The organism is Streptomyces europaeiscabiei (genome assembly GCF_001550375.1).
Lineage (GTDB): Bacteria > Actinomycetota > Actinomycetes > Streptomycetales > Streptomycetaceae > Streptomyces > Streptomyces europaeiscabiei.
Genome location: NZ_LRTR01000199.1, coordinates 1 through 8257, shown reverse-complemented (window position 1 = coordinate 8257; position 8257 = coordinate 1). Strand labels below are relative to the sequence as shown.

Sequence of the window (8257 nt, the reverse complement as noted above, 5' to 3'; positions counted from 1 at the left end):
ACGCGGCCCGGCCCCGGGTCGTGCTGATCGAGGGGCCACCGGAGGCGGACGCGCTCGTCCCGCTCGCCGCCGACGAGGACATGCGGCCCCCGGTCGCCCTCCTCGCCCACGCCGTCGACGAGCCCGGCCGCTCCTCCTTCTGGCCCTTCGCCGAGTTCTCCCCGGAGTGGGTGGCCATCCGATGGGCCCTGGCCCACGGGGTCCCGGCCCGCTTCATCGACCTGCCGGCCAGCCACACGCTGGCCTGGGGGAGGGAGGAGGCTGCCGCCGCCGAGCCGGGTGGTCCGACCTCACGGCCGGACGAGGCGACCGAGGAAACGGCACCGGGCGAGGAGACGGCATCAGGAGAGGACGCGATCCCGGCCGAGGGCGGGGCGGACGAGGCTCTCCGGGGTGATCCGCTCGCCGCGCTCGCCGAAGCCGCCGGGTATGACGATGCCGAGCGGTGGTGGGAGGACGTGGTCGAGCACCGGGGGACGGGCGGGGACGTGTTCGCCCCGTTCACCGTGCTGGAGGAGGCCATGGGGGCGCTGCGGGAGGTGTACGGGACCGGGGGGCGCGACCGGGATCCGGTGCGCGAGGCCTACATGCGGTTGCAGGTGCGGGCCGCGCAGAAGGAGTTCGGGGACGACGGCGTGGCCGTCGTGTGCGGGGCCTGGCATGTGCCGGCGCTGCGGGAGAAGCGGACCGTGGCCGCCGACCGGGCGTTGCTGAAGGGGCTGTCCAAGGTCCGAGCCGACATGACCTGGGTGCCGTGGACGAACCGGAGACTGGCCCGGGGCAGCGGCTACGGGGCGGGCATCGACTCGCCCGGCTGGTACGGACATCTGTTCGGCGCGCCCGACCGTCCCGTGGAGCGCTGGCTGACCAAGGTGGCGGGGCTGCTGCGCGAGGAGGACCGGATCGTCTCCGCCGCACACGTCATCGAGGCGGTACGGCTCGCCGACACGCTCGCCGCGATGCGCGGGCGCCCACTGCCGGGACTCACCGAGACCACCGACGCGGTACGCGCGGTGATGTGCGACGGATCGGACGTACCGCTGTCACTGGTGCAGGACCGGCTGGTGGTCGGCGATGTCCTGGGAGAGGTGCCGGAGTCGGCGCCGGCGGTGCCGTTGCAGCGGGACCTCACACGGCTCCAGCGGCGGCTGCGGCTCAAGCCGGAGGCGTTGGAGCGGGAGTCGGAGCTCGACCTGCGCAAGGAGAACGACGCGGAGCGCAGCCGTCTGCTGCACCGGCTGCGGCTGCTCGGCGTCGAGTGGGGCGAGCCGACGACCTCACGCGGCAGCACGGGCACGTTCCGGGAGACCTGGCGGCTGCGCTGGGAGCCGGAGCTGTCGGTGCGGGTCGCCGAGGCCGGGGTCTGGGGAACGACCGTGCTCTCCGCGGCGACCGCCAAGGCCGAGGCGGACGCCGTCACGGCCGGGTCGCTCGCCGAGACCACCGGCCTCGCCGAGCGCTGCCTCCTCGCCGCACTCCCCGACGCCCTGCCCGTGGTGATGCGCGTGCTCGCCGACCGCGCCGCCCTCGACGCCGACGTCGGCCACCTCGCCCAGGCGCTCCCGGCCCTGGTCCGCTCCCTCCGCTACGGCGACGTCCGCGCCACCGACACCCGAGCACTGGCCGAGGTCGCCGCCGGACTCGCCGAACGGGTCTTCGTCGGGCTGCCGCCCGCGTGCGCCGCGCTCGACGCGGAGGCGGCACAGGAGATGCGCCGCCATGTCGACGCCGTGCACGAGGCGGTGGGCCTGCTCGGCGACGCTGTCGCGGGGGAACCCACGGCGCGGGACGGCGGCGGAATACGGGGCCGTTGGCACTCGGTGCTCCACATCCTCTCCGGGCGGGACACCGTGCCGGGTGTGATCCGGGGGCGAGCCGTACGACTCCTGCTGGACGACGGGGAGCTGGCGCAGGACGAAGCGGCGCGACTCATGGGGCTCGTGCTGTCGCCGGGGACGGCGCCGGCGGACGCGGCGGCGTGGATCGAGGGCTTCGTCGGCGGCGGCTCCGGCGGCGGGATGCTGCTCGTGCACGACGAACGGCTCCTCGGCCTGGTGGACGCCTGGCTCACCGGGGTGTCCGGGGACGCGTTCACGGACGTCCTGCCGTTGCTGCGGCGGACGTTCTCGGCGTACGAGCCGGGGGTGCGCCGGACACTCGGCGAACAGGTGCGGCGCGGGCCGGGCCAACGAGGGAGCACGGCGGCCGGCGGAGTCGGCGTACCCGGCTTCGCCGACGACCTCGACAGCGACCGCGCGGACGCGGTGCTGCCGGTGGTGCGGCTGCTGCTGGGCCTGGACGGCGACGGCCGGACGGCCGCAGACGACAACGACCTTGTGGGGGTGGCGGGATGACGACCGACGGGCTGCGCGAGCCGAGGCGGGCCGCCGAAGCGATGGGCGCGAGGGGCGTGCACGGTCACGGAAACGGGCCGCGGTCGGGTGAGCGCCCGACGACCGTGGCGGTCATGCCTCTCTGGGCCCGGCCCCGTGCGGGGGTGCGCGGATGACGACAGGGGCAGATGTGGACACGGACGGGAACGCGGCCGACGAGCGGTTGCGGCGCTGGCGGCTCGTGCTCGGCGGGGAATCGGCGGACGGTACCGGGCGTGCGCTCGGCGGGCGGGACGCGGCGATGGACCAGGCGCTGACCGCGTTGTACGGGAAGGGGGACAAGTCGCGTACGGGGCAGGACCGTTCGGCGGGGCTCGGAGCGTCGGCGCCGTCCGTGGCGCGGTGGCTGGGGGACATCCGGAGGTACTTCCCCTCCTCCGTGGTCCAGGTCATGCAGCGGGACGCCATCGACCGGCTCGGGCTGTCCGCGCTGCTGCTGGAGCCGGAGATGCTGGAGGCGGTGGAGGCGGACGTCCACCTCGTCGGCACCCTCCTCTCCCTCAACAAGGCCATGCCGGAGACGACGAAGGAGACCGCGCGGGCCGTCGTACGGAAGGTCGTCGAGGACCTGGAGAAGCGGCTCGCGACCCGCACCCGGGCCACCCTCACCGGCGCCCTCGACCGCAGCGCCCGCGTCAACCGGCCGCGCCACCACGACATCGACTGGAACCGCACGATCGCGGCCAACCTCAAGAACTACCTGCCGGAGTACCGGACGGTCGTGCCCGAGCGGCTCATCGGGTACGGGCGGGCCTCGCAGTCGGTGAAGAAGGAGGTCGTCCTCTGCATCGACCAGTCGGGCTCGATGGCGGCGTCCGTCGTCTACGCGTCCGTGTTCGGGGCGGTGCTGGCGTCCATGCGGTCCATCAGCACCAGGCTCGTCGTCTTCGACACGGCGGTCGTCGACCTCACGGACCAGCTCGACGACCCGGTCGACGTCCTCTTCGGCACCCAGCTCGGCGGCGGCACGGACATCAACAGGGCCCTCGCGTACTGCCAGTCGCAGATCACCCGGCCCGCGGACACCGTGGTCGTGCTGATCAGTGACCTCTACGAGGGCGGGATACGTGACGAGATGCTGAAGCGGGTGGCGGCGATGAAGGCGTCGGGGGTGCAGTTCGTGACGCTGCTCGCGCTCTCCGACGAAGGGACGCCGGCATACGACCGCGAGCACGCGGCGGCCCTCGCGGCGCTCGGCGCACCGGCGTTCGCCTGCACGCCCGACCTCTTCCCGGAGGTGATGGCGGCGGCGATCGAGAAGCGGCCGTTGCCGATACCGGACAGTGCGTGAACAGGCGGGCGGCTCGACCGCGCCGGGGCGTGCGGCTCAGGCGGCTCGGGACGGGAAACAGGTGACGGTGGCCGTGACCGTGGCGGCAGTCGGTATCCGGACACGGGCGGTGGAAAAGAGGACATGACCATGCGTCGGTGACAGGGGGCTTGCGCGACGGCGGGAGTCCCGTGCGAGGATCGGCAACACTTCACAGCCTTCACACGGGTGTTCGCATCTCGCGCATCTTCGCCTCGTACTCCGCCGTTCCGTCGCACGGGAGGGTCCTCCCCGTCTTGACTTCAACAGCCGCGCTTCCCGGTGCCGACGCCGTCCTGCGCATGGTGCGCGGGACCGCCGGGCGCTGTCCGGTGCGGGTGGCGCTGTTGGTGGGCGGGCTGTTCGTGCTGGGCGTTCTCTGCGGGGCGCGGGCGAGCGCGACGGAGGGAACGCCGACTTCACCTCCCCTCCCGGCTGCCGTCACCGCTGCCGCCACCGAAGTCACCGGAACGGCCGCCCACGCGCCGCAGACGACCGACGAACCTGCCGTCGCGCGGCACACGGTCCAGCGGCACATGGGCCGGCCGGTCACAGAACGGGTCGTACGGCCGGTCACCGACCGCGTTGCCCGATCGGTGACCGAGGACGTCGTAGAGCGGGTGGCCGATCCGGTGTCGCTGTCACGGCCGGTGGCCGAGGACGTCGTGCAGTCGGTGGCCGATCCGGTGTCGCGGCCGGTGACGGAGGGGGCGGTACAGCCGGGTGCCGGGATTGTCGTGCGGCCGGGTGTCGAAGATGTCGTGCGGCCGGTCATCGATCCGGTGTCGCTGTCACGGCCGGTGGCCGAGGACGTCTTACGGCCCCTGGCCGAGTCGGTGTTGCGGCCTGTCATCGAGCATGTCGTGGTGCCGGTGGGTGATCTCGTGGAGTCGGTCACCGAGGGACTGGCCGGGGTGCGGTCGCAGCTTCCGCCGGTGACCGGGGTGCCGTCGCTGCCCGGGATGCCGGGGCTTCCTGAGGTGCCGGAACTGCCCGCGTGGACCACGTTGCCGGTGGAGTCGCTGCCCGTGGTTGTGACGCCGCAGGAGCCGGGGCGGGAGGGGGCCGAAAGGCCGGGCTCGACCGTGGACGGCGACAGTGGGAGTGGCCGTGAGCGGGCTTCCGGTCCGGCCTCCGTCGTGTACGGGCCGGATGCCGCCGTCGGCGGTGCGGTGGCCGTATCGGCTCTTCACCGGGACGCCGGTGCCGGGGACGCGCCCGTCGTGCGGGTGCCCGCGCAGCACAGCCCCGACGGTCTTCCCACGAGTGCCCTCGGCCTGCACTCCACCGTCGACAACGGCGGGCCTCGGCACGCCGAGCCGCAGGCTGCCGCCTCTCCCGACCGGGCGCCGCTGAGCCTCGTGCCCGGCGCCCCCGCGGCCGACGTCGCGAACGGGACCCGGGACCGGCACGGGGACATCCCGGAGTTCCCCGGCTAGGGCCGGCCGGCCTTCTTCCCTCGCCGTACCTGCACGGCGGGGCCGGACCAGGTTTGCCCGCCGTCCCGCTGCCCCTCCCTCTCCCGGAGGCCCGGCTTCCGGAAGTCCGGACACCAGCCACCCGAGCCGTCGGAAGCAGGACCTCGTCGGAACGGTGGCGCGGTAGGACTCCCGGCCACCCACGAAAAGCGGCGTCACCGGTCGTGAGCTCCCCCGCCATCCGGTTTCCCGGCCATCCGGGTCCCCCATCCGGCACCCCACGACTCGCATTCCAGAAGGAACCGCACGCATGAAGAAGAACATCCACCGCTCCCTCGTGAAGGCCGTGCCCGTGAAGGCCGCGCTCGTGAAGGCCGCGCTCGTGAAGGCCGCGCCCGTGAAGGCCGCGCCCGTGAAGGCCGCGCCCGTGATGACCGGCGTCGACGCCCGGCCGTGTCCCAGGTGTCCTCTGAGTTCGAACCCGTAGGGGTGGTCATGGACAACCGACCCACCGGCCGAACCCCGGACAGCCGAAAGCCATCGGCCGGTCCGGACGGGAGCCGGGGGCGGTGACGGGTGCTCTCCCTTTGGGGAGGAGATCACCCGTCAGGGGCCCTTCGCAGGCAGTGAAGGGCCTCGTAGGGACCTCACCGGACGTACCCCCGTCCGGTGAGGTCCCGCACACGCGGCACGCGGTGCCAGTGAGCGCGGCATCATGTGACAGGTATCACCGCTCAGGTGTGACCCGCGATTTAGGGGCCTCCCGGAAGCAGCGATAACCTGCGAGACGGACATGCCGCGCGCTCGGACACCGTGTGCGCCTCCCTTGTGACTCACGGCGGACGTCACGTTGCCCTTCGCGGCACGCCCACGCATCCAACGAACCGCTAGCTCACTGATAGGGACGGACGCGCGTGGACCTGTTCGAGTACCAGGCGAGGGACCTCTTCGCCAAGCACGATGTACCGGTGCTGGCCGGTGAAGTCATCGACACGCCTGAGGCGGCTCGCGCAGCCACTGAGCGTCTCGGTGGCAAGTCCGTGGTCAAGGCCCAGGTGAAGGTCGGCGGCCGTGGCAAGGCCGGTGGCGTGAAGCTCGCCGCCACCCCGGACGAGGCCGTCGCGCGTGCGACGGACATCCTCGGCATGGACATCAAGGGCCACACGGTCCACAAGGTGATGATCGCCGAGACCGCGCCCGAGATCATCGAGGAGTACTACGTCTCGTACCTCCTCGACCGCACCAACCGCACCTTCCTCTCCATCGCCTCCGTCGAGGGCGGCATGGAGATCGAGGAGGTGGCGGCCACCCGCCCCGAGGCCGTCGCCAAGACGCCGATCGACGCCAACGAGGGTGTGACCCCCGAGAAGGCCCGCGAGATCGTCGAGGCCGCGAACTTCCCGGCCGAGGTCGCCGACAAGATCGTCAACGTCCTGGTGACGCTGTGGAAGACCTTCATCGAGGAGGACGCCCTCCTCGTCGAGGTCAACCCGCTGGCGAAGGTCGCCTCCGGCGAGGTCATCGCCCTCGACGGCAAGGTCTCCCTGGACGAGAACGCGGACTTCCGCCACCCCGACCACGAGGAGCTCGTCGACCACGCGGCCGCGAACCCCCTCGAGGCCGCGGCCAAGGAGAAGAACCTCAACTACGTCAAGCTCGACGGTGAGGTCGGCATCATCGGCAACGGCGCGGGTCTCGTCATGAGCACCCTGGACGTCGTCGCGTACGCCGGTGAGAACCATGGCGGCGTCAAGCCCGCCAACTTCCTCGACATCGGCGGTGGCGCCTCCGCCGCCGTCATGGCGAACGGCCTGGAGATCATCCTCGGCGACCCGGACGTCAAGTCCGTGTTCGTCAACGTCTTCGGTGGCATCACCGCCTGTGACGAGGTCGCCAACGGCATCGTGCAGGCGCTGCAGCTGCTCGCGGACAAGGGCGAGGAAGTCACCAAGCCCCTCGTTGTCCGCCTCGACGGCAACAACGCCGAGCTGGGTCGCAAGATCCTCTCCGACGCCAACCACCCGCTGGTGCAGCGCGTGGACACCATGGACGGCGCGGCCGACAAGGCCGCCGAGCTCGCGGCTGCGAAGTAAGGGAAGAGGGACAGAACAGCCATGGCTATCTTCCTGAACAAGGACAGCAAGATCATCGTCCAGGGCATGACCGGTGCCACGGGCATGAAGCACACCAAGCTCATGCTGGCGGACGGCTCCAACATCGTCGGTGGCGTGAACCCGCGCAAGGCGGGCACCTCCGTCGACGTCGACGGCACCGAGATCCCGGTCTTCGGCACCGTCGCCGAGGCGATCGAGAAGACGGGCGCCAACGTGTCCGTCCTCTTCGTGCCGCCGGCCTTCGCCAAGTCCGCCGTCGTCGAGGCCATCGACGCCGAGATCCCCCTCGCGGTCGTCATCACCGAGGGCATCGCGGTCCACGACTCGGCCGCGTTCTACGCGTACGCCGTGTCCAAGGGCAACAAGACCCGGATCATCGGCCCGAACTGCCCGGGTCTGATCACCCCCGGCCAGTCGAACGCCGGCATCATCCCCGGTGACATCACCAAGCCGGGCCGCATCGGTCTCGTCTCGAAGTCCGGCACGCTGACGTACCAGATGATGTACGAGCTCCGTGACATCGGCTTCTCGTCGGCCGTCGGCATCGGTGGCGACCCGGTCATCGGTACGACGCACATCGACGCGCTCGCCGCGTTCGAGGCCGACCCCGACACCGACCTCATCGTGATGATCGGTGAGATCGGTGGCGACGCGGAGGAGCGGGCCGCCGACTTCATCAAGGCGAACGTGAAGAAGCCGGTCGTCGGTTATGTCGCCGGCTTCACCGCGCCCGAGGGCAAGACGATGGGCCACGCCGGCGCCATCGTCTCCGGGTCCTCCGGTACGGCCGCCGCCAAGAAGGAGGCCCTTGAGGCCGCCGGCGTCAAGGTGGGCAAGACGCCCACCGAGACGGCGAAGCTCGCGCGCGAGATCCTCGGCGGCTGATCTTCAGCTCGGCTTGAGCCTTTTGCGGGCCCGTCCCCCTTGCCCGGGGTACGGGCCCGCTGGCGTTTCCGAGGCGCGGCTCGGCCAGCGCGGCACCCGGCGGGCGGCCTCCGGGCGGGTGGCGCCCACCGGTGCTCG

General features: G+C 71.9%; 6 protein-coding genes. All 6 read left to right on the top strand.

The window, feature by feature from the left end; genetic code table 11:
- Positions 1 to 2354, top strand: a 2354-nt coding sequence (locus AWZ10_RS09760) for a DUF5682 family protein (RefSeq protein ID WP_060890879.1), incomplete at its 5' end; no start/stop codon positions are given.
- Between the two features lie 151 nt (positions 2355 to 2505).
- Entirely contained in the window at positions 2506 to 3684 is a 1179-nt protein-coding gene (locus tag AWZ10_RS09755) for a VWA domain-containing protein (protein WP_060890878.1), read from the top strand.
- A 275-nt stretch (positions 3685 to 3959) separates the two neighbouring features.
- Positions 3960 to 5141, top strand: a complete 1182-nt coding sequence (locus tag AWZ10_RS09750) for a hypothetical protein (RefSeq protein ID WP_079104335.1) — start codon at positions 3960 to 3962, stop codon at positions 5139 to 5141.
- Positions 5142 to 5430: 289 nt separating this feature from the next.
- A complete protein-coding gene (locus AWZ10_RS51445; RefSeq protein ID WP_159058239.1) occupies positions 5431 to 5607 on the top strand; it encodes a hypothetical protein in 177 nt (58 codons plus the stop codon).
- 427 nt (positions 5608 to 6034) lie between these two features.
- Entirely contained in the window at positions 6035 to 7213 is a 1179-nt protein-coding gene (sucC, locus tag AWZ10_RS09745) for an ADP-forming succinate--CoA ligase subunit beta (protein ID WP_046708024.1), read from the top strand.
- Between the two features lie 21 nt (positions 7214 to 7234).
- A complete protein-coding gene (gene sucD / locus AWZ10_RS09740) occupies positions 7235 to 8119 on the top strand; it encodes a succinate--CoA ligase subunit alpha (protein WP_046708025.1) in 885 nt (294 codons plus the stop codon).
- Positions 8120 to 8257: the final 138 nt, after the last annotated feature.

Bases quoted from the DNA above. Each gene is read 5' to 3' on its own strand.
- AWZ10_RS09755 (WP_060890878.1), top strand. From the start codon at position 2,506: ATGACGACAGGGGCAGATGTGGACACGGACGGGAACGCGGCCGACGAG.
- AWZ10_RS51445 (WP_159058239.1), top strand. From the start codon at position 5,431: ATGAAGAAGAACATCCACCGCTCCCTCGTGAAGGCCGTGCCCGTGAAG.
- sucD (WP_046708025.1), top strand. From the start codon at position 7,235: ATGGCTATCTTCCTGAACAAGGACAGCAAGATCATCGTCCAGGGCATG.